Origin of the sequence: Sutcliffiella halmapala, assembly GCF_050107295.1 — a bacterium.
Taxonomy (GTDB): Bacteria; Bacillota; Bacilli; order Bacillales; family Bacillaceae_I; genus Sutcliffiella_A; species Sutcliffiella_A halmapala_A.
Genome location: NZ_JBNIKR010000005.1, coordinates 250,060 through 270,750 on the forward strand (window position 1 = coordinate 250,060; position 20,691 = coordinate 270,750).

Sequence of the window (20,691 nt, forward strand, 5' to 3'; positions counted from 1 at the left end):
TAATTCGTGTATTTCGTCAATCATAAAAGCATTAATCCGCCACTAATAATTACAAGTGAAAACCCTATTGTCGCAAGCCTGCTGCTCATCATATTTATGAGTGCCCAAACTCCAACTCCTACAGCTACTAGAATCGGTAAAACTGCAATGAATTCTGCTATCCAATCCTGAATGCCTGTTGTTAAAAAATCACCTATCCATTCTTTTATAGAAGGTAAGGTAGGAAATTTAACCATTCCCACCTGCCCGTTCTCCAAAAATCTATCCCACATTGATTGAGGACCTGAAAGGGAATCGAGTTTGGATGCCAGGGGAGTTGGATCTACAAAATGACCCTGTGCATCCTTTAAACCAAAGTGAAGATGTGGGCCTGACGAATGGCCTGTATTGCCACTGAATCCAATGGATTCTCCTTCATGAAGTATTTGCCCTGCTTTTACCTTAATATCACTCAGATGACCGTATATGGCTCTGGAACCATCCTCTAATCGGAGGATGACTCCTTTGCCTATATTTGCGGTTCCATAGTCTACAACTCTTTCCACAACAGCTTCACCGATAGAGCGTAATTCTGTGCCCTCTGGCATAGCTAAATCAATCCCTGTGTGCGGTTTGTTATTTCTAATTTGCTCGAGCACTCCATATTCAGAGGTAAGTCTGAATTTCACACCGATCACCTCCAAAAGTAATGCTTCATTTTTTCTCTTTCATTCCAAATGCGAAACAGTAAGCTCATGATGATGACTGTTTTCATGGTGATTCACTCCTTATACAGCGTCTTTCATAGCTCTTACTAAAATGTTGAGAATCATCGGCATTAGAGTTACGAGAACATACCCTAAGCCGGCTGACTGCATCATGCCAAAGCCTTTTTCCTTATTGTCTATCATGATAAAGAGACATCCTCCCAGGGCAACTACCATGGCTACCGGATATGCCAAAGCCTGAATCAATGTGATTAGCGGGTCAAAAGCAGTAAGCATGGTCTCAAAAATCCCATCAGCCGTAGTTGCCGCAGAGTTAACCGGCAGGACCTCTCCATAGTAAGTAGGAGCACTTGCTGCAGCTGCAACTTTCACTTTTGCAAAAGGAGCAATTGCCAAAGGTAGGGTTGATGTGAGCGCTAGTGTTTTACCCGTTGTCTTTGCCTGGTCCATCATTATTTCTTCCTGGGTTCTCAAATCCTCATAACGCTTTTCCTTTCTGCCCATAAATTCCGAGATACTACCGACTGTTTGCACCTTCTTGTTGAACATACCAATTCCTCCTTAGTGGAAATCTTCCACAGTGAATATTTGAAAATCTAGCCCTTCGCATAACTCCGCAATTTGTTTTCTCCGGTATTCTGTCGTGGTGATCCAGATAAACTTAGGTGGAACATCAAACACATTCAGCTGCATTAACTGTTTATACCGGTCTATCTTGTCTCGGTTTTTAGACATCTTCTGTGTGTGATCTACCTCCACAATGTGACGTTTCTTGTCTCTCATGAATATGGCATCTGCAATCACTTTCACCTTTCCTTTTACTTCAAGCTTCATTTCATTCTTCCAGGTAGACGGGCAACCAAAAGCAATATAGATGGAATTTCGCATGATATAATGCCTGGCTTGCACTGTCTTTTTTAATGCCTTCTTTGCGTTGACCTTTTCCCTGCCTTCTTTGTTTAGATAGTAGATGTTTTCTCCATCCCGGAAAGAGCTCAAGTATTGTTCCATTTCTTTCAGGACGTGATTTGCAGTTCTGATGCTGTTCAAATTGTGGATAACTTGAATCTGGGACCTGCTAAGATAGCTCAGTTTCTTCAATGACAAGAGTATAGCTTCCTCCCGTTGTTCCTTTTGTACCATCCTTTTCATGGGTGTCTGTATTCTCCTTTCGTGGACGGATGTTGATATGTGGATGAATGGCTTTCTTGATGAATTCATTCGTGATTAAAGGTGTCTGGATGATTGATTTCCCGTGTGGAGACTTATAGATAGCTCTACCTCTCACAAAAGGAAGTTCCTCAGCACCCTGTTCATCTAATGCCGCCAAGCTTGCTGTACCTGTTTGTAATTTGAAACACACTCGGCCATCACAGTTTTGACGGACAGAAGACGGGATCGTCTTATTAATTGGATACTGGGTGCAATAAATGACTCTGTACCCGGCACCGCGCCCCTTCGCACAAATTCTTTCGATTATTTCTAATGCCTCACTGTAATTTGAAAGATCAGCTGCTTCATCAATAACGATAAAGTGCCTTTCTTTCATTCCAGCTTCTTTCACATCTTCAAATTCATTTTCCCTTAAATAATCTAGTGTTTTCTCCATTCGTTCTTCCACACCCTGAAGCTTTTCAAGAGCACTCTCAGGATCCGTTGCAAGCGACTCCACCTGCTTAAGCTTGCTGAATCGACTGAATGCTAAGCCTCCCTTTAAATCAATCAGAGTGAAGCTTACATGGTCAGGGTGCTTCATGATGAGTGAAGTAATAACGAGCTTTTGCAAAACGGTTTTACCATACCCTGGACTGCCGGCAATAACCATGTTGTAAATTTCATCAAAATCATGCTTGATTTTTTTGTCGCGAGTTGTACCAATAACAACCTCCCAATCTTTCGTCCTTATCAAAAGCTTTTCATCGAAAGGGAAATATTCAGTGAGCGTTGAATTGTAAACTCGGAACTTAAGCATCCCATCGAAAGTTATTTCAACCTCTTTTTTAAAAGATTGTTTTTTGCTAAAAATATCCCTAACTTGCTGCAGCACATCTCCTTTCCAATTGACTGTTTTAAAATCACTGAAAGATATATCCGGAATTGTCTTTTTGATGTTCAGGCCATCTTGAAAGTTAGCCAGCTTATCTTGAAACTCTTTTGCAGACAACCCCTGTGGCATTTGATAGACAAACTCTGTGTATCCATCTTTTTTGGACTTGCGGTGAATTCTAATTTCCTTTCCTTCTTTATTTTTCAATCCACAGTTTCGAGCTATGTTTACGATTTTTGTATGATCATTTCTTCCTCCACCAGATTTTTGATAATAAGAAAAACCAGCGATTGAACCGGCCACGATTGATGAAGTGATTTCGAACAACAAAGACCCCACCCCTTTCCTTTGGTATACGTAGTATAGTCCCTACCTTTTGGCAATCATTTAGTTGTCAAAGAGCGGTACCATACAGGAATTGCGCTTGCCTTATCGCTTGCTAGAGTGGCAATATTACTGGAAGCGTGTTTTAGCAAGCTTTAAGGCGTTTCTTTTGGCAATCTGTTTCGCAATTTGTTTGGCATGTTAAATGGTATGCAGCCCTGTTTGTCCATGTTGACAAATTTTTGAGCAAAAAGTTTAAAAAAGAAATTTTTGGACAGAATGACTTAACAAGAAGTTATTAGGAGGCGGGCCATTTTGGATTGGTTTGGGTTAGGAAAAAAGAGAACTAAATTAGGAAAGTGGTTAGATCAGCACGGAGTTTCACAGACGGAATTCGCGAAAATGAGCAAGGTTTCCAGACCGACAATTTCGAGGCTGTGTTCAGCAGAAGAAAATCATGAGCCTACAATGAAGACAGCAAAAAAGATAATAAAGACAATAAAGGAGAAGTTGGGGAAGGATGTTCATTATGATGATTTTTGGAGCATGTAAAAAAAGGCGGCTAAGATAGCTGCCTTTTTATTATTTTAATGTAATGTTTTACCATTGTAATATTTTCTAAAACAGGTCAATATTATAAGTAATACTTGCCTATAAGGCAACTTTTACTCCGGGGGAGGGTGGAATACCACCTACCGTTGCCGTTTGCCTTTTTCAACTTCAACCCATTCATAAAAGTCTTCAGCGTGACAGTTTAAGATTCTTGCTGCTAGCACAGCATTTTCATAACTCATTTCACGCTCATTTTTCATCCATCTGGATACTGAGGACTCATTGACTTTCATTCTACGAGCGAATTCCGCTTGACTAATTTCACCTAGAAGTTCGAGCAGACGGCATCTCCCTTTACGGAGAGCCATAATGTACCTCCTTACAATGGTTGCTTAAATTATAGCCTTCAATAGGCAAGGAATTCAATTACAGAGATAAAAAAAGGGGGAGAAAAAATGCAATATCCCAAGTTACCCAGCTTTTTGACTGCCTACGATATCGAGAGAGTATTGGGGGTTACATATTCTGAGGCAAAAAAGATGTTGGAACTAAATGAACTTTCAGTAGTTATTATCGGTAAAACGCAAAGAGTATTAAGAGAGGATTTTATTTTGTGGGTTAGAAAAAACCCAGAATACTATCTGGGTTTTCATAAAATGGGTAACAAAAGGGTAACGCACGCACGTAAATTGCATTGAATTAAAGTTAAAGATGTTGCAACTCGAATAGCGAAGAACCTTATTATATCGCGCTTTGGTGAACTTTCGTTAAAGATGTAACAGTTCATTAAGTCATATCTGGGATACTTGTGTGCCGACATTCATCCACTACAATATTCCATTGATTATCTTTGGTTGCATTGCTGCGATGGTTTTATAATGTAGGCTACCCTGAAAATAAGTATGTGTTCTGTTTAAATCCCTGTTAATTTCCGTTCCAGGTGTTCGCTTTCCGCGGGGCGGTGCTTGAGCCTCCTCGGCCTTGCCTGCGGGGTCTCAAGTCTACCGCTATCTCCCGCAGGAGTCTCACACCTTGCACTCCAATCAACAGGGGAGGCAGGTATGCATTAAGTTACACCAAATTTTCATTTCTCATTGTGTAATTCATTTATATGAGGGTCTTAGGTGAAAGACAAAAATGTTGTTTTATGTGAAGACTAGCTGTTGATTGGAGCAATAGGCGAAGACTCCTGCGGGAGGAAGCGTTTAGTGGAGACCCCACAGGCGAAGAGCCGAGGAGGCTCCACAAACGCCCCGCGGAAAGCGAAGCCTTGTGAGGAAATCAACAGCGGTGTTTAACGGAGCCGTAAAAGTAAAAGACCTGCTACTGTTATATCAGTAGCAGGTCTTTTACTATTATTTATGCAACTCTCCGTGTGTTGGAGATGTTCGTAGTCTTATTCAATGCATGGTACAGTCTCGGTGCGATCATCGCGCAGATAACTGTAAACACCAAATCCTTTACGGAGAACCAAGCCATAATCCTCCATGCCGCTTCGTAGCTCATATTTCCTTCCGCCACATTGTTTACGATAAACCACATATAGGTTGTGCCGATTACATAAATAAGGATGATTCCAACGAATGATGCTGTCATAAAAGTGGCAATACCCGGCTTTTCGTTTCTTTCCACAATTAGCCCGACTACAAATGCTGTTATGATATAAGAAAGAATAAAGCCGCCTGAGCCGCCAAGTACAGCACCCATCCCAGATCCAAACTGTGCGAAGACAGGTGCCCCTGCAACTCCTACCAATAAATAAACAAACATACTTATTGCCCCTAGGCGTGATCCCAAGAGTATGCCGGCAAGTATACAGAAAAATGGCTGCATGGACAATGGAATGCCTGCCACTTCCAAAAATGGTGCCCAGGATGCGATATTGGCCCCGATTGCCATCAGTGCAACAAACATTGCTGCATATGTAATATCCAATGTTCTCATTCTACGCTTCATAATGTAAACCCCTTTGTCTGATGTAGTTAACAATAAAAATGATAATCTATCAGACTCTTGTCTGTCAACATGATTTTTTATTAGGTTGACAAAGAGAGGAGCGCAAATTTCGTCAATAAAAAAACGGGCAGGAAAACATATCGTTTTCCTGCCTGTTTTTAGTGGCTGTTTATCTAGCTGATTTACGATACCCTACTGCAACAGCTGCTTCCTCTGTATCAAACCATTCGATTGCTTTTGTAACTTCATAGAATTGCCCTTCTGGAACATGATAGATCAGTTCCCCACGTGAATTCTGGTTGCCTTTTATTTTCACAGCTGCTTGAGCTTTATTGTCAGAACGTAATTTTGTTATGAGTGCTCCTACCAGACTACTGATAAGAATTCCATTGAAAAGCACTGCTTTCTTCATTTGTCTTCCTCCTGTCCATTTCTTTTCTATTCTATATGGGCCTGTATAGCACCGCTGTTGATTTCCGCACTAGGCTGCGCTTTCCGCGGGGCGCTGCTGGAGCCTCCTCGGGCTTCGCCCTGTGGGGTCTCCAGCCTACCGCTATCTCCCGCAGGAGTCTTCGCCTATTGCTCCAATCAACAGCTAGTATAAACATTTAATTAACAAAGCTTCCTATAATACTTTCAAAAAACATATAAAGTATGAATTACATCTTTCTTACCCTTCCTTTAAAGCGCAATAAACATTGTGGTGGCTAGAAATTATTCCTATAGAGGTAGCTATTACTAAATTCATAGGGAATCCTACCCTTTTTTGCTCCTTTTTGTTTAATCATCTTCCAAAGCGTGAATATAACGAGAAACAGAATAAATTTTATCGAATAAAGGAGTGGAAGATTCATGGATGTTAAAGGTAGCGCATTACAACTTAAGGGAAATAAATGGGTGAAGGGTGCTGTAATTGGCAGTCTAGCCGCAAGTTCCGCATTCTTGTTGAAGTCGGACTCTCGAAATAAGGTGATGAAATTTTTTCGAAGAGACAAAGGGAACCAAGAACATGAAGCAACTGAAGAAAAGGCTGATTAAGAAGGTAAAGAGAGAAGCGACAGAGCAATATATCGACTATAAAAAAAAGAAGACGAAAGAAAAGATGCAGGGGAAAATCACAGATGCATCCGAATCGTTGGAAGAGTCTAGAAGTGACCTAGCTGATAACGTCCACACGAAAGCGGACGAAATGAAAGTGAAAATCCAAGACTCTCTATTAAAAGTCAAAAATAAATTGCAAAAAGTGAAAGAGGCTGGAGAGGCTATGCAAGGAGATACAGGAAACCGAAGAAACTCCAGTGATATAAAATCCTACACAGAAACAAATAAAGCAACGGATATAAAAGGTATGAATGCCGTTAAGAGCAATGTGGAGATCCCACATGCAAGTGATACTAAAGGAGTGAAGTAAAATGGCAGCTATTCAAAAGAGTACAGACGGATCCAGTTTAGCAGAAGTAATCGATAGAATTCTAGATAAAGGGGTCGTCATTGATGTATACGCCCGCGTTTCATTAGTGGGTATCGAGTTGGTGACAGTGGAAGCCCGCGTCGTTATCGCGAGTGTGGACACTTGGTTGCGATATGCAGAAGCGGTTGGCCTTTTAAGAGACGACCTGATGGACGATGAATTCAAATTATCCGAACAAGTGAACGAAAGACAAAAAGCGTAATTTTGACAAAAGAATATACAAGGGACAAGGCACATATCGCATGTGCCTTTGTTCCATTTCAATGAATCGGCGGGTGGGTGATTAGAATGAGTATGAAAAAGGTATTGAATGAAGTAACGGAGTTCTTTTGCGAATTCGTGAAGCCTCCATATAAAATTACGTCCGTGCAACCAACTGACCAAGGCTGGGACGTTGTAGTAGAGGTTATTGAAGAAAAGGAATATATGAAGGCTTATGCCAAGGATCAGATGGTGGGAGTATATCATGCAAGATTAAATAAAGACATGGAAGTGGAATCCTATGATCGAAGAAGCTTGCGTGCCAGAAGTTCCCTGGATCTATATCAGGAGTAAAGTCGTTGAATTGTCGTGGAGGTAGGATAGATGAATAAACAATTGGATATTGAGATTGTCACACATTCCACAGTTGATGAAATTACATCAAGAACTGTAGATTATCTTAAAAACGGTTTTCCTGTGCATTTTACAGGGCCGACAGGAGTGGGGAAGACCTCCATCGCACTTCATGCTGCGAAAAAGCTGGAAAGGCCTGTAGTGGTTTTGCAAGGGCATGAGGAAATGACCAATGCAGATCTATTGGGTGACTTTAATGGCTATACCAAAAAGCTCCTAGTCGACAATTATGTGCGTTCCGTGATGAAAAAAGAGGAAACCATGCGGGAGACTTGGCAGGAAGGCCTGCTGCTAGAGGCAGTGAAAAATGGCTATACCCTGATATATGATGAGTTCACCAGGTCTAAGCCTGAAACGAACAACCTGTTTTTATCAGTGATTGAAGAAGGAGTCCTCCCTTTATACGGATCAAAGCATAAAGAGAAATGGGTTCCTGTTCATGAGGATTTTTCCATCATTTTTACTAGTAATCCATCTGAATATGCAGGGGTTCACCAAACACAGGATGCCCTGCTGGACCGAATGATTACCATGGAGTTGGATTATCTGGATCTTACAGCAGAGTCCACTATCATTAGTCAGAAGGTTGATATATCTGAAGAGCATGCTGAAATGATTGCGGGCTTTGTCTCAAGTCTACGCGAGAAATGTCTATCAAAGAGCAAGCAAGGCCCAGGGATACGTGCAGCACTTATGATTGCAACTGTATCAAAAGATAAAGAGATGAACATCAGTGCAGAAGACGAGGAATTCAAGCAGCTGTGCATAGATATATTATTGCATACCGTTCATAAGGGCATGCAGTATGAAAAGAAATCAAGAAGCTTATCTATTATTACACAAGAGTTCAAGAAAGCATTTGGAGGGAATAACAATGGAAAGTAAACAAGGATATTATACATTTTGTGCAATTCAAAAACAGGATAAAGAACTTACGCTCGGAAATGTGGAACTCGAAGGCCAGTCCACACCTTTACAATTAATCGACTATAAAGAATTCTCCATGGTAGTTGCAAGCGCCCCAATCAAAATCTATCACCCGAAAAAAGATAATCTCCTTACCCACCAATCTGTGGTCTCTTCGATGATGGAAAAATCCTCTGTCATACCCATGAGTTTTGGGAATGTTTTTGAATCGGAGGCGGACGTTCAATTCTTGATGAAATCCCTGCACGAAGAGTTTGTAGAGATTTTCGCGAAAATCGAAAACAAGATTGAAGTCGGTTTGAAGATCATGGGAAAAGACGAGTGGCTGAAAAGAGAGATCAATAAAAACCAGAAGGCCATCAAGCTGAAAGAAAAAATCAGTGGGAAATCAGAAGCGGCCTCCTATTATGAACGTATCGAGCTCGGAGATATGGCACAGCGTTTCATGAAGGAGAAGATGCAGGCATGCATGAAGGAGATATTCCTCCCGCTCGCTGAGAAAGCTGTTTCGGCGAAACAAAATGAAACGATTGGCGGGAAGATGCTGATTAACGCTTCCTTTCTGATTGATCGTGATGATGAAGAACAATTTGACAAGCTTGTTAATGACCTGTATGAAAATTGGTCCGATAAAGTGGAGTTTAAATACTCAGGTCCATGGCCGGCTTACAACTTCATTGATATTAAGCTGAAGGCGAAGAATGCTTAATGATTCATAAGCTGTTGACCGGACCAATCGGCGCGCTTGTAAAACTCGGAGGAAAAATACAGGAAGAAGTGGATAAAGAGATGTACGATCTCGATACGATCCAGCAAAAGCTTGTACAGCTTGAGATGATGGCGGAAATGGATGAGATAACTGAAGAGGAATATAACAAACAGGAAGAAATTCTGTTGGAGAGATATGAGATTGCTAAGCTTCGTGAGCAGCGAATGTTTGATGACTTGAAGAAAAGAGATGGAGGTGTATAAGTAATGGAAGCTATAACAACGGAACAGCTATTTTACTTATACGGGTTAATACCTGCGAAAGAAGCGGAAGAAAGACCATTAGAAACGATTATGGGAATTGATGATCAGCACGAAATCTATACAAGACAGCTTGGAGAGGTGATGGCTGTCATGTGCAGATTGGATGCCGAGGAATACTCGGAAACGGCAATTGAAGAAAAAATGAACGATCTGGATTGGCTGAAAACGAAAGCCTATCATCACCATGAAACATTAGCCACTCTGCATGAATCATACACGCTTGTTCCTCTGAAATTTTGTACGATCTATAAGAGCGAGGAAAATCTGGGTCTGACCATCAAGGAGCAAGAGAAAAAAATCACGCGTCTTTTTGCAGAGCTTGCACACACAGAAGAATGGAATCTGAAAATCTATTGTGAGGATGAAAAAATCAAAGAAGAAATATTGAAACATTCTCCCGCTATAAAAGAGAGGGAAGAAGAAATAGCCGCTTTAAGCCCTGGTAGGCAATTTTTTGAAAAGAAGAAGCTGAAGAACTTGATCGATCAAGAGACAACAGAAGCGAAAAGAAAAAGCTGTGATATCATTCATGAGCAATTGGGCCATCATTGTTCCGATTCTGCTGTGAAGAAAAATTGGAGCCAAGAGATGACAGGCAGAAAACAGGATATGAACTGGAATGGTGTGTATCTGATTCCAAAAGAAAAGCGTGAGGAATTCATCCAGGAACTTCAGCGGTTGAAAGAGTCCCATGCAGAAACAGGGTTTACGATGGAATATACAGGACCTTGGCCTTGTTATTATTTTGCCAATCTATAGAAGGAAGGGTTCACAATGCCAGCACCTAATGGAGTAGATCCGAATCAAGATGTTTCCTTACTCGATATATTGGATGTCATCCTCGATAAAGGGGTTGCCCTCAGAGGTGAGCTGATCATCTCCATCGCAGATATTGATTTAATTTATTTGGATCTGCGTCTGCTCATTACCTCCGTAGATAAGCTCATGGAGACCAATGAGCGGAAAATAATAGATGAGGAGGAAGAAGAATGGAACACCAGCCACAAAAAAGCGGTAGAATCCAGCTAGACCCGGACAATGTCGAACAAGGGCTTTCCCAATTGGTCCTGACAGTGATTGAGCTGTTAAGGCAGCTGATTGAAAGGCATGCCCTGAGACGCGTGGAGAGAGGCAATCTGACGGACGAGGAGATTGAAAAGCTCGGTACCGCGTTAATGAATCTGGAATTGAAAATGGAAGATTTGAAAGAGATTTTCGACTTAGATGATGAAGACTTGAACATAAACCTAGGACCCCTTGGGAACCTGTTGTAATCTTTCTGAGCTATTAAGGAGCTGTTAATTATGTCCATGCAAACCCCAGGTCAATCTAGTAACCTAGTGGAAGTATTGGAAAAGATATTAGATAAAGGTGTCGTCATTGCAGGGGATATCAAGATAGGCCTTGCCGATGTCGAACTGCTTACCATCAAGATCCGTCTGCTTGTTGCATCTGTCGATAAAGCAAAGGAAATCGGGATGGACTGGTGGGAGACAGACCCTTATTTCTCCTCCAAGCAGGCTACTCGCGATTTGGAGTCACAGAACGAAAAACTGCTCGAGCGGATCGATCAGTTGGAAAAGCGTTTAGAGGCACCTAAAAAGTAATTGCTATTATTCTATTTTAATTAATTTAACTCTATAAACACCGCTGTTGATTTCCGCAATAGGCTGCGCTTTCCGCGGGGCGTTGATGGAGCCTCCTCGGCTTCGCCTGTGGGGTCTCCACTAAACGCCATCTCCCGCAGGAGTCTTCGCCTATTGCTCCAATCAACAGCTAGATTCTTATAGATCAACTCTAGTATTAAACAGAGATACTCATGAAAAAGATCTACACCTGAGAAATGAAAATATAGTGATGACGTTATGCTTCACCTGCCGCCCCTGTTGATTGGAGTGCAAGGTGTGAGACTCCTCGAAAATGCGAACATTTTCTTCGTGCGATGTATCGCTGCCGCAGCCTTCCTTGTCCTGCGGGAGATAGCGGTAGACTTGAGACCCCACAGGCAAGGCCGAGGAGGCTCAAGCACCGCCCCGCGGAAAGCGAACACCTGGAACGGAAATCAATAGGGAGTTAAATAGAACACACTTATTTTTGGGTTAGAGTATAATTAAAAATAATGGGAAAGCGGCGGACAATTTCGTTGCTTTTTTTTCTGTGTCTGGAAGTGGAATTATGCTAATCTAATGGAAAGGGAGGGATGTTGGTGGAGAAAATAGCTGTAATTACCGGTGCCAGCCGATTGAAAGGGATAGGAGCAGCCATATGCCGTGAACTGGCGGATGCCGGCCATCACATTTTTTTTACATACTGGATGGATTACGACAGGGCAATGCCGTGGGATATGGAAAGCAATGAGCCTTTGCTGCTCAAAAATGAATTGGAGGCCAAAGGTGTAAAAGCCGCGAGCCTGGAATTGGACTTGTCCCGCAGTGATTCGGCAGAACTGCTGATGGAGGCAGTGCAAAAGGAGTTGGGGAAGCCTGATATCCTCATAAACAATGCCGCCTATTCGACCAATAACGATTTCTCGGACCTGACGGCTGAAGAGCTTGATAAGCATTATTTAATCAATATCCGTGCCACCACACTATTGAGTGTTCATTTTGCCAGAGTATTTGATAAGCAGGCTGGAGGGAGAATCGTCAACCTTACATCCGGTCAGTCACAGGGGCCGATGCCGGGAGAACTGGCCTATGCTACAACAAAAGGGGCAGTTGATGCGCTCACGCTGACTCTATCCGCAGAATTGGCTCCCTTGGGCATAACCGTTAATGCAGTGAATCCTGGCCCGACAGACACAGGATGGATGACTGAATCCATCAAAAGGGAGCTGCAGCCATTGTTCCCTTTTGGCAGGGTGGGAGAGCCTCACGATGTGGCAAAAATAATCAGGTTCCTCGTAAGTGACCAGGCCGATTGGATCACAGGACAGGTCATTCATTCTGAAGGCGGATTTAGGAGATAGATGACAAAAGGCTCGTTTAACCAGTTTTCTGGTAAAACGAGCCTTTACTTATATGAGACTACAAAACAACTATCAATCAAACATAAACTGCTTCGTCCTGTACTTCACACTCATGACAATTCCCATCGCAATCATATTGGTCAGCAAAGCACTGCCCCCATAGCTCATGAAAGGAAGCGCCAAACCGGTAATTGGCATCAATCCGATGGTCATACCGATATTCTGGAAGATCTGAAAAGCAAAAAGCCCGATGACCCCTGTCACCAAGTATGTCCCAAATGGATTATCACAGTTAATTGCAATCATGATTAATTTATAAATCATAATGAAATAAATCGAAATAACGAGTGTTGCCCCGACAAACCCAAACTCTTCCCCGATCAAGGCAAAGATGAAGTCCGTCTGCACCTCTGGTATTCGCCCGCTTTGTGACTGGACTCCCTCCAACAGGCCGCGTCCGGACACTTGCCCGGCTCCAATCCCTTTTAAAGCTTCCGTCAATTGGAATCCATAGGAGGACGCGTATTCCTCTCTGCTTAACCAGCCATAAATACGCTCAAGCTGATGTGGTTCGATAAATTTGGTGAATAGCTCAAAATGAAAGTTATGCAGATAGACCAGTGTCCCTAATACTGAAATGATGAATCCCGCTAACAACGACAACACTTTCCAGGATGTACCACTGATGAATATCATCGTAATCATGATTGCTGCGATTACAAGTGCCGTCCCAAGGTCTGGCTGTTTCAAAATCAGAAGAAAAGGCGGCATCGTATATGCAATCAGTTTAATAACCACGATAGGTGGTGTCTTGAAGTCGAGTTCATGCTTTTCCTTCATCCATTTATTGATGACTGCTGCAAGAAGGATGAGTAAAAATATTTTCATGAACTCTGATGGCTGCAGCATGAAGCCCCCAAGATTGATCCAACGTTGTGAACCGTTTCGGACCGTCCCGAATAACTCGACGGCTACCAATAAAATCAGTCCGAGCGTATAGAACGGTAGGGCAAGGTTCTCCAACAGTTCATAGTCAAAGAACATGATGGAAACCATGATTCCAACCCCGATGATGTACCAAACAATCTGCCGTTTAAAAAAGTAAAAAGGGTCATTCGCAAAATACTGACCCGAAGCACTATATACTGCCACTAAACTTATAATAAAAAGTAAAAACAGCAGAAATAACAATGTATAATCGACTCGACTATACTCTAGCTTGTTATTTTCTGTCCCCATGATGTTTGTGTCTCCTCTCGAGCCTCAATAGCCAGTTTTGCATGTTTCGATAGGTGGACCAAAATTCCTGCAGCAAAAATCGTTATTAGTAAGGAAGAACCGCCATAGCTGATAAATGGCAGTGTTATCCCTGTGATGGGTAATATCCCATTAACAGCGCCGGCATTCATGAATACTTGAATGCTGATCTGAAAGGTAATTCCGAATGCGAGCAGTTTGCCAAATGGATCTTTAATGGCAACTCCTATGCGCACCCCCCGAACTAGTACAATCAAGTACAAAATAAAGAGGAATATCACTCCGAACATACCTAATTCCTCTGAAATGACAGCCAGGATAAAGTCTGTGTGGGCCTCAGGAAGGTATCCGAGCTTCTGTATCCCTTGAGCAAGGCCCCTTCCCCACAAACCCCCTTCACCAATGGCAATATAGGAGTTGATCAATTGATAGCCATCTCCACCTGCATCGGCAAAAGGATCGACAAAAGAGGTCAATCGTTTTAGCCGGTAGGTGGCGGTAGTGGCTAATAATCCAATGACGCCTACTGCCACTGTACCTAACAGGAGAATATGCTTCAATCTTGCCCCTGAACAGATCAATATTGCGCCGCAGCCTCCTATGATTGCGGTCGCTGTCCCCAAGTCAGGCTGTCGCATCAACAATACGAAGATAAGTCCTAAAACCAATAGTGGTGGAGAAACCCCTTTTTTAAATTGATGTATGTATGGCTGCTTCCGCGCATAAACCCTTGCGAAATAAATCAGCATCCCAAGCTTAGCAATCTCAGCTGGTTGAATGGTGAAACCTCCTACGGGAAACCAGCTTCTCGCTCCATTTACTTCTTTTCCAATACCAGGAATCAATACTAATAATAAGAGGAGAATGATTACTGCAAGCATGAGTGGAGTGAATCTATCGTATAGCTTATAAGGAGTAATAATGGCGGTGATAAAAACGGGAATTCCTACGTAGAGCCATACTTTCTGCCGGTTAAAAAAATAACTCGCATCATCGTAGGTCTCCAGGCCAAAAAGCATCCCTGCGCTGTATATCATGACCAATCCATAGACACATAACAAAACAAGTGCTGTAATCAATATCCAATCTAGCTTTTTAAAATGTGTAATCATTATATTAACTCCTTTAAAAACACAAAGAATCTCCCAAAATAATTATACAATACAAGCCCATTACAAAGATATGAAAAGAATATTACAATTCTAAACCGTGAAAGCAGACGTAGCCAGACATCGCATGGGATTCAGTGAAGACTCTTGAAGAACACCTTTCCCTTAGCCACTATCAAAAACAAAAAGAAGCTATGAATCTCTAGCTTCTTTGATGGATTGTTTACGTATGAAGAACGCATCCTCCATGGTAGGAGGAGTCCTTGCAAAGCCTGGCGCGGGCTGCTGTTGTGACGCGCATTTTACAAGCAGCCCTTTCGGAAGGCGGCCAGCATACACGATAAGATGCTTTTTTGAAAATTCATCATAGTCCTCGTCTAGCAGTTCCCCCTTCCATACATTTGAAGGAAGGTTTTCTTTCCACATATGCTTCTGTCCCGCATAGAGGACTTCTCCCCGGTTCATCCAAAGTACAGAGTGGCAAATATCCTCCCATTCATTCAGTTCATGTGTAGCCACGACAATGACACAATGTGAAGAAAGGGTTGTTAAATAGTTTAACAGACATTTTCGCTCATGGATATCCAAAAAGTTCAATGGCTCATCCAGAAAAATATACCGGGGCCTGCCAATGAATGCCTGAGCAAGTGCCAATCTCTGCTGCATCCCTTGGGAAAGTCTTTTGATTTTCTTCTGGGCCACATCCTCCAGATGGAAAACGCCAAGCAGTGTTTTTGTTTGCTGTATGGCAAAATCCTTTCCGATCCCTTTGAGCTGAGACATATACAACATTAATTTAAAGGGGGTATAGTCTTGGTACAGTTCAATGCCAGTAGGGACAAAGCCTATCCTGCTGCGCACGTGGGCAAGATTGTTATCCATGGTATCTTCGTCGTAATGAATGGTCCCAACAGGCGCGCTGATGGCTGTTGCCAACAGATGAAGCAGTGTCGACTTTCCGGAACCATTGTTACCTACAAGTATCGTTATACCCTTTTCAAATGTAAGTTCATCAATGGACAGGGAAAATTTCTTATAGCTCCAATTCAGATCCTTTATCATAATCATGCGGATGACCCCGTTATTGTTCCATTGACTGAAGTACCAGACTTTTTCTGAAAGCATGGAAAAGGAGTAGTGTTCCCAGAATTACCAAAGCCCCCTGAATACTTGCAATCTGACTATAGGAAATATCAAGGCGATAGGACATATCCCTGACCATGACTGTGCCTATGAAAATGGCTACCCATGAAACGATCCCCATTCCGAATCCGATTTTCACTCCTTTGTTCATCATACAGTAGGCAAAAACCCCGAATATGAATATGGCTGGTGCAATCCAATGCAATAAAAACGGAAGTAAATAGAACTGTGACATGGCAAAGCTGAGATAAATCGAGCTGACGATGCCGAAAAGGATGTTCATGGAAAAAATGATAATCATTCTGCTTAACAGAAGCAAAGCAGGAGGGAACGGCGTAATCCCTTCAATGGTGCGCATCTGCTTGTTCCAGGTCTGATACGTATAAAATACTCCTACCAACATGGATAAGGGAATGGCAAACATATAGAAAACAGGTGCACTTGAAACATTAACACTGGATGTATAAAGGGTGAGCATGATGAATATGATGGTGCTTGCTAACCAGAAATGCCACTGGTAAAAGGAAACTTGTGCTTTCAGTTGGTAAAAGAGCGAAGGTGCTTTCATTGCTTCGTATTGGAATTCTTCCAAATCTTCATCTGCTATTTGATTAAAAGCAGGCTGTAATGCTGCAAGTAAGGCTTTCGTATCCTGACTTGTCGGCGTCTTTACTACATAAGAAGAAAACATGTCCTTCATTTCATCCTCTAGTTGATATAGCTCTTGGTCGTTCTGATCCTGATGGTCCTTCATCTCTCTTCGCCTCCTTTTCGGATTCTTTCGATAATACCCCTTTAAGTTTCTTCAAGGCATGGAACAGATTGGACTTCACTGTTCCGAGAGGGATATCCAGTATTTCGGCAATTTCCTTCAGTTTCAAATCCTGGTAAAACCGCAGCACGACAATCTGCTGCTGGGCATCAGATAAGGTGTCAAGGGATGCCAATACCTCTTTACGTGTTTCCTGCCGTTCATATATTTCAATGACAGAGGCTTTCTGGTCCACAGCTATCGGCATTTCCTCTTTTGCTGTACCTTCCGTGCGATACTGGGCACTTCGCCAATAATCCCTGCAAAGATTGGATGCCACCCTATAGAGCCATGCTTTCGGATAGGTAGGGATCTTCTTCATCTGCAGCTGTTTTATTAATCGGATAAATGTCTCCTGCACAATATCCTCCGCTTTTTTGGAATCCTTTAAAAGTCTTTCCACATACTGGTGAATCGCTACATGGTATCGATGGACAAAGGCTTCAAATGCAGCCTGGTTGCCCTCTGCCATCTGTTCGAGCAGCTGTTCATCGCTGATCACTGGCTGTCCCTCCTTTTGGTCTTGTTCTTTACTCCTATTAATCACTCATTATCTTATTCCATTTAATTTTCCAGTCGTAATAACTGTAGCCAGGCGTGGAGTTTGCCTTCATATCCTCGTGAACCTCACGAAGAAACTGCTTCACTTTCTCTTTATTACCTTTTTCCCATTCCTTTGCCACCAGAAATACTATTTCTTCCTCCGGTGCAAGTTCTTCTTTTGAAAGCCTATTCTCCAGCTTCGTGACTATCGTACTGCCTTCTTCATGATCTAGGTAGCCTAATGAAGTGAGATTCCAATAATTTGAGCCGCCTAACCGTTGGAAATCCTCCCAACTGAATTGGTAGTATTCCTTGAAAACTACAAGCAGGTATGCCTGGATCATCCCATGGTAGACCGTGAAATCGTCCGAAGTAGCGTAGGGACTATGCGGATAATGCTTAAACAGAAGGTCGGTAATAAAATGCGCTTCCACATCCAGGAACAAGTCTTTATTATCGAATTCAGGTCCATACGAATAGAAGTATTGCCTGCTTCTTTCATCCGCAAAAAATGCATCATCGATAGTATTGATAAAGTAACTTTCAGAACCTGTATACTCCAGGGACGGTAGATACACTAATTTCTCCTTAAAGCTATTATTAACGGTAAGCCAACTGTTCAAATAGGCAAGAATTCCATCTAGATTATCAAATTCCCCCTCAAGCTGCTTCATGTGCTTTTCCAAACTGATAATATGTGTCCCAAAAGCCAATTCCTTCTCCACCAACCCTGCTTGTGAGAAAAGGGTCAGCCCTGGAGTCGCACTGCTTGTAATCAGAAGGGACCCATCAGGCAGTCTGCCGCTTTCTTCAAAAGTCCCGAACACAGGCTGCTCAAAGCCTTTCATTGTGATGGAAAAATCGGTAGGAGGTATATTCCGGCTTAGCTCTGCGGATCGATGATAGTAATTGGTAAATAGATTTTTCGCCGTCCCATTTACGAATTTTTCATATACCGGAAATTCCCCCATAATTGGATACCATGCGATATAGGAAGGAAGATACATATTGTCATCCTGCAGAAAAGCAAAGTTTTTCTCCATGGAGTACGAATAGCCCCATTCATTCAATGTTCCTTGATAGGTGACAGTCAAGGTATTGGAGGAGTTATTCTTAAGATTTTCCAGGGTGACGGTACTATTCTTTCTATGGTAATCCCACTCTTTTCCGTTCCAGGTGATGGAATCAATTTCAAAGGTTGGATAAAGGGTAAAGGTTAAACGGCTCTCTTCCAAACTGCCCATTTTTATTTCGGATTCAACAAGGATGGTAGAGTCTCCAACACGTTCCACTACTAATCTATAATTCTCGGTTTCCATAAAGGAAGTATAGTCAACATTTGATTCTTCCAGATTCTCCTGGTTCACTGCATGTCGGAAAAGCTTTTCCGATTTTGTTATTCTCTCTATCCATAAATGGGTGTAGGGAGCAGCGGAAGCAATGGTCAGCACTACGATGAGCACTACGCTGTAAGCGGCCCTTCTTTTTTTGGAAGAAAGGCGGTTCGTACCCGATCTCCACACAGTTAAGCTTAAGAGCAGCAAACCGAAAAAGAAGACAAAAATCCGGGAGAGCCATGCTTCCTTCTGTGCCAAATTGAAGGCCCAGCCCTCAGACATATTTTGGTCCAGGAAAAATTGACTCAGGTGAAAGGTTTTCAAATAGTAGAGTTGATATTTTTGAATAATAAAACCTTCCATGAAAAAAGTACCGAACATCCAGGCACAGAATGCAATGATATAGACAATTCGGTTTGGAATCATCGCACCCAAAAACATCCCCAGGGCAATCGATACAAAGTAGGATACTTGGCTTTGAAGTGCCAGGACCCATCCGTGATCAACCAGGAATCCCAACCGTTCATCCTGTATTATTCCCATTGCTGTAAAAGAAACAAAGAAGATAATCGTATAAATCAGGCTGTACAGATTGATAGCACTGAATTTGGCTAAAATGATTCCCCGATAGGAGGTGGGCAGGGAATTTGTCCAATCCAGCATCACCGTCTGCTTTTCCCTCCTGATACTGAGTACACTTGCAAGAAACATAACCCCTAAAGATACGGTGTGGCCAACAGCCAGGAATTCATTTGAACGCTGTAAAAAGGGTTGTGATGCTTGATATGGTCCCTGAAAGGTAAACCAGATATAAATAGAAACAAAATAAAGCAGTGGACCGATGAGAAACAGCCAATTCTTGAACAGGAAGGTAAGCTCCAATTGCAGGTGTCGAATATAAGTAATCATGATCTATCCCCCAATAGGGAAAGATAGCCCTCTTCTAAAATAGGTGTGGTAAGGATGGCACCTGAAAAGGGCTTTTCATCTGTCAATATTCGTACCTGTACGAAGCTTCCATATTGTTGCTTGATGGAATAGATAAGTTTCTCCGCTTTCAGATGGACAAGATCCCTCTGATGCAATTCCATCTCCCAAATCTTACCCCTGGCTTCCTCTAATAGATCCTCTACGGTCCCATCCAAAACAAGTCTGCCTTTATCTAATACAGCTATCTCATAGCAGCTGCTTTCAATATCTGTCACAACATGTGTGGAAAGAATAATAGCTTTATCTTTCCCTTCCAAGGATAGAAGGTTTCTGAACCTAAGCCTTTCCTCCGGATCTAGCCCTACGGTAGGCTCATCGAGAATGACAACAGAGGGGTTACCGATGAATGCTTGTGCAATCCCGAGCCGCTGCTTCATTCCATGGGATAATGTCTTCACTTTTTCATTGGCTTTTTCCTGAAGATTCACGCTCTCAAGTAGATCATGTATAGTTTTTTTACGAAGTGATTTACTTCTGATGCCCTTCATCACGGCCACATAATCCAATAACTCCATCGGTGTCAGTTGGGGATAAACGTGAAAACTCTGTGGAAGATAACCAATCATATGACGTACCTTCTCAGGATTCCTGGTCAGAGAAATTTCGTTCATCCATATGTCGCCGCCAGTTGGCTTCAGGAGCGTTGCCAGTATTCTCATCAATGTCGTTTTTCCCGCTCCGTTTGGTCCAAGAAGCCCAAATATGCCATTGGATATGCTTATATCAATTGAATCGAGCGCTGCAGATTCTTTATAATGTTTTGATAGATTTTTAATTTGTATCATGGTAGATCCTACTTTCTTGTAGAAAAAACATATGTGCCTTCCCTCATTATAACGAAATGAAAAGGAAAAGGGTTCAGATTTTGGGTTGAAAAAGGGGTGGATACTTGTACCAGTAAT

28 protein-coding genes and 1 pseudogene are annotated in these 20,691 nt (G+C 42.2%); 15 read left to right on the plus strand and 14 right to left on the minus strand.

Going from position 1 to position 20,691, the window contains the following annotated elements; genetic code table 11:
- Positions 1-20 precede the first annotated feature (20 nt).
- From ACQCT5_RS10550 to ACQCT5_RS10565, 4 genes are all read right to left on the minus strand, one after another.
- The gene (locus tag ACQCT5_RS10550) at positions 21-668 is read right to left on the minus strand and encodes a M23 family metallopeptidase (RefSeq protein WP_499641635.1); all 648 of its coding nucleotides are present in this window, start codon (positions 666-668) and stop codon (positions 21-23) included.
- A 99-nt stretch (positions 669-767) separates the two neighbouring features.
- The gene (locus ACQCT5_RS10555; RefSeq protein ID WP_499641637.1) at positions 768-1,256 is read right to left on the minus strand and encodes a hypothetical protein; all 489 of its coding nucleotides are present in this window, start codon (positions 1,254-1,256) and stop codon (positions 768-770) included.
- 12 nt (positions 1,257-1,268) lie between these two features.
- Positions 1,269-1,814, minus strand: coding sequence for a replication-relaxation family protein (locus tag ACQCT5_RS10560; protein ID WP_499641639.1), 546 nt, complete (start codon positions 1,812-1,814; stop codon positions 1,269-1,271).
- Positions 1,786-3,084: an FtsK/SpoIIIE domain-containing protein gene (locus ACQCT5_RS10565; RefSeq protein ID WP_499641641.1), complete on the minus strand. Its 1,299-nt coding sequence runs from the start codon at positions 3,082-3,084 to the stop codon at positions 1,786-1,788. The genes ACQCT5_RS10560 and ACQCT5_RS10565 overlap by 29 nt, the downstream gene beginning before the upstream one ends.
- A gap of 309 nt (positions 3,085-3,393) precedes the next feature.
- On the opposite strand from ACQCT5_RS10565, the gene ACQCT5_RS10570 reads away from it, so the two are divergent.
- Positions 3,394-3,630 carry a helix-turn-helix domain-containing protein gene (locus ACQCT5_RS10570; protein WP_499641643.1) on the plus strand — a complete coding sequence of 79 codons (237 nt, stop codon included), beginning with the start codon at positions 3,394-3,396 and terminating at the stop codon, positions 3,628-3,630.
- Positions 3,631-3,770: 140 nt separating this feature from the next.
- Here the strand turns inward: ACQCT5_RS10570 and ACQCT5_RS10575 are convergent, their stop codons facing one another.
- On the minus strand, positions 3,771-3,998 hold the full coding sequence (locus ACQCT5_RS10575) for a helix-turn-helix domain-containing protein (protein ID WP_499641645.1): 228 nt from the start codon (positions 3,996-3,998) through the stop codon (positions 3,771-3,773).
- A gap of 87 nt (positions 3,999-4,085) precedes the next feature.
- Here ACQCT5_RS10575 and ACQCT5_RS10580 point away from each other — a divergent pair, with 87 nt between their 5' ends.
- Entirely contained in the window at positions 4,086-4,328 is a 243-nt protein-coding gene (locus tag ACQCT5_RS10580) for a hypothetical protein (protein ID WP_499641647.1), read from the plus strand.
- Positions 4,329-4,416: 88 nt separating this feature from the next.
- A pseudogene (locus tag ACQCT5_RS10585) lies at positions 4,417-4,509 on the plus strand (Na+/H+ antiporter NhaC family protein); the annotation flags it as partial.
- A 480-nt stretch (positions 4,510-4,989) separates the two neighbouring features.
- Here ACQCT5_RS10585 and ACQCT5_RS10590 read toward each other — a convergent pair.
- Positions 4,990-5,586, minus strand: coding sequence for a biotin transporter BioY (locus tag ACQCT5_RS10590; protein WP_499641649.1), 597 nt, complete (start codon positions 5,584-5,586; stop codon positions 4,990-4,992).
- Positions 5,587-5,755: 169 nt separating this feature from the next.
- A complete protein-coding gene (locus ACQCT5_RS10595; RefSeq protein WP_499641651.1) occupies positions 5,756-5,998 on the minus strand; it encodes a sunset domain-containing protein in 243 nt (80 codons plus the stop codon).
- A gap of 440 nt (positions 5,999-6,438) precedes the next feature.
- On the opposite strand from ACQCT5_RS10595, the gene ACQCT5_RS10600 reads away from it, so the two are divergent.
- From ACQCT5_RS10600 to ACQCT5_RS10655, 12 genes are all read left to right on the plus strand, one after another.
- On the plus strand, positions 6,439-6,624 hold the full coding sequence (locus tag ACQCT5_RS10600; protein WP_386641206.1) for a hypothetical protein: 186 nt from the start codon (positions 6,439-6,441) through the stop codon (positions 6,622-6,624).
- Positions 6,596-6,997 (plus strand): hypothetical protein, encoded by a 402-nt coding sequence (locus tag ACQCT5_RS10605; RefSeq protein ID WP_499641653.1) that lies wholly within the window; start codon positions 6,596-6,598, stop codon positions 6,995-6,997. Before ACQCT5_RS10600 ends, ACQCT5_RS10605 begins: the two co-directional genes overlap by 29 nt.
- A gap of 1 nt (position 6,998) precedes the next feature.
- Positions 6,999-7,259: a gas vesicle structural protein GvpA gene (gene gvpA, locus ACQCT5_RS10610; RefSeq protein ID WP_204418811.1), complete on the plus strand. Its 261-nt coding sequence runs from the start codon at positions 6,999-7,001 to the stop codon at positions 7,257-7,259.
- Positions 7,260-7,345: 86 nt separating this feature from the next.
- Complete coding sequence (gene gvpO / locus ACQCT5_RS10615; RefSeq protein ID WP_386641213.1) at positions 7,346-7,612, plus strand: gas vesicle protein GvpO; 267 nt, start codon at positions 7,346-7,348, stop codon at positions 7,610-7,612.
- A 30-nt stretch (positions 7,613-7,642) separates the two neighbouring features.
- Positions 7,643-8,557 carry a gas vesicle protein GvpN gene (gene gvpN / locus ACQCT5_RS10620; RefSeq protein WP_499641656.1) on the plus strand — a complete coding sequence of 305 codons (915 nt, stop codon included), beginning with the start codon at positions 7,643-7,645 and terminating at the stop codon, positions 8,555-8,557.
- Positions 8,547-9,308: a GvpL/GvpF family gas vesicle protein gene (locus tag ACQCT5_RS10625; RefSeq protein ID WP_499641657.1), complete on the plus strand. Its 762-nt coding sequence runs from the start codon at positions 8,547-8,549 to the stop codon at positions 9,306-9,308. Before gvpN ends, ACQCT5_RS10625 begins: the two co-directional genes overlap by 11 nt.
- Entirely contained in the window at positions 9,308-9,571 is a 264-nt protein-coding gene (locus tag ACQCT5_RS10630; protein ID WP_499641659.1) for a gas vesicle protein GvpG, read from the plus strand. The genes ACQCT5_RS10625 and ACQCT5_RS10630 overlap by 1 nt, the downstream gene beginning before the upstream one ends.
- 3 nt (positions 9,572-9,574) lie before the next feature.
- Complete coding sequence (locus ACQCT5_RS10635; protein WP_499641661.1) at positions 9,575-10,390, plus strand: GvpL/GvpF family gas vesicle protein; 816 nt, start codon at positions 9,575-9,577, stop codon at positions 10,388-10,390.
- 15 nt (positions 10,391-10,405) lie between these two features.
- Positions 10,406-10,660, plus strand: a complete 255-nt coding sequence (locus ACQCT5_RS10640; protein ID WP_499641663.1) for a gas vesicle protein — start codon at positions 10,406-10,408, stop codon at positions 10,658-10,660.
- Entirely contained in the window at positions 10,621-10,905 is a 285-nt protein-coding gene (locus ACQCT5_RS10645) for a gas vesicle protein K (RefSeq protein ID WP_499641665.1), read from the plus strand. Before ACQCT5_RS10640 ends, ACQCT5_RS10645 begins: the two co-directional genes overlap by 40 nt.
- A 30-nt stretch (positions 10,906-10,935) precedes the next feature.
- Entirely contained in the window at positions 10,936-11,238 is a 303-nt protein-coding gene (locus ACQCT5_RS10650; RefSeq protein ID WP_386641230.1) for a gas vesicle protein, read from the plus strand.
- Positions 11,239-11,831: 593 nt separating this feature from the next.
- Positions 11,832-12,599, plus strand: coding sequence for an SDR family oxidoreductase (locus tag ACQCT5_RS10655; protein WP_499641667.1), 768 nt, complete (start codon positions 11,832-11,834; stop codon positions 12,597-12,599).
- 72 nt (positions 12,600-12,671) lie between these two features.
- Here the strand turns inward: ACQCT5_RS10655 and rodA are convergent, their stop codons facing one another.
- The 7 genes from rodA to ACQCT5_RS10690 all read right to left on the minus strand — a co-directional run bounded on the left by rodA (position 12,672) and on the right by ACQCT5_RS10690 (position 20,574).
- A complete protein-coding gene (gene rodA / locus ACQCT5_RS10660) occupies positions 12,672-13,838 on the minus strand; it encodes a rod shape-determining protein RodA (protein WP_499641669.1) in 1,167 nt (388 codons plus the stop codon).
- Complete coding sequence (gene ftsW, locus ACQCT5_RS10665) at positions 13,814-14,968, minus strand: putative lipid II flippase FtsW (protein WP_499641671.1); 1,155 nt, start codon at positions 14,966-14,968, stop codon at positions 13,814-13,816. The genes rodA and ftsW overlap by 25 nt, the downstream gene beginning before the upstream one ends.
- Positions 14,969-15,157: 189 nt before the next feature.
- Positions 15,158-16,033, minus strand: coding sequence for an ATP-binding cassette domain-containing protein (locus tag ACQCT5_RS10670; protein ID WP_499641673.1), 876 nt, complete (start codon positions 16,031-16,033; stop codon positions 15,158-15,160).
- Positions 16,034-16,046: 13 nt separating this feature from the next.
- Positions 16,047-16,862: a hypothetical protein gene (locus tag ACQCT5_RS10675; RefSeq protein WP_499641674.1), complete on the minus strand. Its 816-nt coding sequence runs from the start codon at positions 16,860-16,862 to the stop codon at positions 16,047-16,049.
- A complete protein-coding gene (locus ACQCT5_RS10680; RefSeq protein WP_499641676.1) occupies positions 16,810-17,421 on the minus strand; it encodes an RNA polymerase sigma factor in 612 nt (203 codons plus the stop codon). The genes ACQCT5_RS10675 and ACQCT5_RS10680 overlap by 53 nt, the downstream gene beginning before the upstream one ends.
- A 37-nt stretch (positions 17,422-17,458) precedes the next feature.
- Positions 17,459-19,708: an ABC transporter permease gene (locus tag ACQCT5_RS10685; RefSeq protein WP_499641678.1), complete on the minus strand. Its 2,250-nt coding sequence runs from the start codon at positions 19,706-19,708 to the stop codon at positions 17,459-17,461.
- Positions 19,705-20,574, minus strand: coding sequence for an ABC transporter ATP-binding protein (locus ACQCT5_RS10690; protein ID WP_499641680.1), 870 nt, complete (start codon positions 20,572-20,574; stop codon positions 19,705-19,707). Before ACQCT5_RS10690 ends, ACQCT5_RS10685 begins: the two co-directional genes overlap by 4 nt.
- Positions 20,575-20,691: the final 117 nt, after the last annotated feature.

Bases quoted from the DNA above. Each gene is read 5' to 3' on its own strand.
- ACQCT5_RS10555 (WP_499641637.1), bottom strand. From the start codon at position 1,256: ATGTTCAACAAGAAGGTGCAAACAGTCGGTAGTATCTCGGAATTTATG.
- ACQCT5_RS10635 (WP_499641661.1), top strand. From the start codon at position 9,575: ATGGAAGCTATAACAACGGAACAGCTATTTTACTTATACGGGTTAATA.
- ACQCT5_RS10590 (WP_499641649.1), bottom strand. From the start codon at position 5,586: ATGAAGCGTAGAATGAGAACATTGGATATTACATATGCAGCAATGTTT.
- ACQCT5_RS10625 (WP_499641657.1), top strand. From the start codon at position 8,547: ATGGAAAGTAAACAAGGATATTATACATTTTGTGCAATTCAAAAACAG.
- ftsW (WP_499641671.1), bottom strand. From the start codon at position 14,968: ATGATTACACATTTTAAAAAGCTAGATTGGATATTGATTACAGCACTT.
- ACQCT5_RS10650 (WP_386641230.1), top strand. From the start codon at position 10,936: ATGTCCATGCAAACCCCAGGTCAATCTAGTAACCTAGTGGAAGTATTG.
- gvpN (WP_499641656.1), top strand. From the start codon at position 7,643: ATGAATAAACAATTGGATATTGAGATTGTCACACATTCCACAGTTGAT.
- ACQCT5_RS10600 (WP_386641206.1), top strand. From the start codon at position 6,439: ATGGATGTTAAAGGTAGCGCATTACAACTTAAGGGAAATAAATGGGTG.
- ACQCT5_RS10630 (WP_499641659.1), top strand. From the start codon at position 9,308: ATGATTCATAAGCTGTTGACCGGACCAATCGGCGCGCTTGTAAAACTC.
- ACQCT5_RS10605 (WP_499641653.1), top strand. From the start codon at position 6,596: ATGAAGCAACTGAAGAAAAGGCTGATTAAGAAGGTAAAGAGAGAAGCG.
- gvpO (WP_386641213.1), top strand. From the start codon at position 7,346: ATGAGTATGAAAAAGGTATTGAATGAAGTAACGGAGTTCTTTTGCGAA.
- ACQCT5_RS10685 (WP_499641678.1), bottom strand. From the start codon at position 19,708: ATGATTACTTATATTCGACACCTGCAATTGGAGCTTACCTTCCTGTTC.
- ACQCT5_RS10580 (WP_499641647.1), top strand. From the start codon at position 4,086: ATGCAATATCCCAAGTTACCCAGCTTTTTGACTGCCTACGATATCGAG.
- ACQCT5_RS10575 (WP_499641645.1), bottom strand. From the start codon at position 3,998: ATGGCTCTCCGTAAAGGGAGATGCCGTCTGCTCGAACTTCTAGGTGAA.
- ACQCT5_RS10670 (WP_499641673.1), bottom strand. From the start codon at position 16,033: ATGATTATGATAAAGGATCTGAATTGGAGCTATAAGAAATTTTCCCTG.
- ACQCT5_RS10595 (WP_499641651.1), bottom strand. From the start codon at position 5,998: ATGAAGAAAGCAGTGCTTTTCAATGGAATTCTTATCAGTAGTCTGGTA.
- ACQCT5_RS10645 (WP_499641665.1), top strand. From the start codon at position 10,621: ATGGAACACCAGCCACAAAAAAGCGGTAGAATCCAGCTAGACCCGGAC.
- ACQCT5_RS10690 (WP_499641680.1), bottom strand. From the start codon at position 20,574: ATGATACAAATTAAAAATCTATCAAAACATTATAAAGAATCTGCAGCG.
- gvpA (WP_204418811.1), top strand. From the start codon at position 6,999: ATGGCAGCTATTCAAAAGAGTACAGACGGATCCAGTTTAGCAGAAGTA.
- rodA (WP_499641669.1), bottom strand. From the start codon at position 13,838: ATGGGGACAGAAAATAACAAGCTAGAGTATAGTCGAGTCGATTATACA.
- ACQCT5_RS10675 (WP_499641674.1), bottom strand. From the start codon at position 16,862: ATGAAGGACCATCAGGATCAGAACGACCAAGAGCTATATCAACTAGAG.
- ACQCT5_RS10655 (WP_499641667.1), top strand. From the start codon at position 11,832: ATGTTGGTGGAGAAAATAGCTGTAATTACCGGTGCCAGCCGATTGAAA.
- ACQCT5_RS10640 (WP_499641663.1), top strand. From the start codon at position 10,406: ATGCCAGCACCTAATGGAGTAGATCCGAATCAAGATGTTTCCTTACTC.